This is a genomic window from Anditalea andensis, from assembly GCF_000714815.1.
Lineage (GTDB): Bacteria > Bacteroidota > Bacteroidia > Cytophagales > Cyclobacteriaceae > Anditalea > Anditalea andensis.
The window spans coordinates 1-656 of record NZ_JMIH01000050.1; the positions used below are offsets into that span (position 1 = coordinate 1).

At 41.8% G+C, this 656-nt stretch carries 1 protein-coding gene; it reads left to right on the plus strand.

Annotation, left to right across the window (positions count from 1 at the left end; all coding sequences use genetic code 11):
• The first annotated feature begins 269 nt into the window (after positions 1 to 269).
• On the plus strand, positions 270 to 611 hold the full coding sequence (locus EL17_RS22205; protein WP_240486056.1) for a hypothetical protein: 342 nt from the start codon (positions 270 to 272) through the stop codon (positions 609 to 611).
• Positions 612 to 656: the final 45 nt, after the last annotated feature.

Consider the following 656-nt stretch of genomic DNA (forward strand, 5'->3'; position numbering starts at 1 on the left):
ATTCAAAATTGGGGTTACAAATTGGTTTAGGAGAGAAACCGACATTTTCAATCCCTGGCAGAGAAATTACCATGACCGTATCATTAGAAATGAGGAAGAATATGTGTTTATTTCCGATTATATTATCAAAAACCCCATGAATTGGGAGGAGGATGAATTTTTTGGACCTTAAGTGGATATCAATTTTTGGCTGCAGGTTTAGCGGCTTTATCCGGACAATGGGTGTCAAAGAAAAGGAATGTAGGTAAGAACAAGCTAAATTTACCCTCATGATCCTTTCATGTAAACAAAATCAAAAAATGAACATCCGCTTCAACTATCTATACAGAGACGCCGCCAATTATAAGCAGTTCGGCTCTGTGGTGGTCAGTCCACCCGAAGGCTCCACCTTAGAGGAGCTTGACTTAAATCTTAAAAAGCACCTGATACAGGAAGAGTTTTTTGTTCCTTCCAACCTGGGCATCCCCAATCTTCAGGCATTTCCATATGATCCGTCGGTTGACCATGAGTGGCATGAGTATGAGGAGTTGAATTGGACTGAGGAGGAAGTGGAGGTTGAGGGGTTTTGGGAGAGGGTGAATGAGAAGGGAGGGGTGGAGACTGCGGAGTAGAAAAAGCTTTGATAATGAGATATCACAATTTTCATCACGCAAACT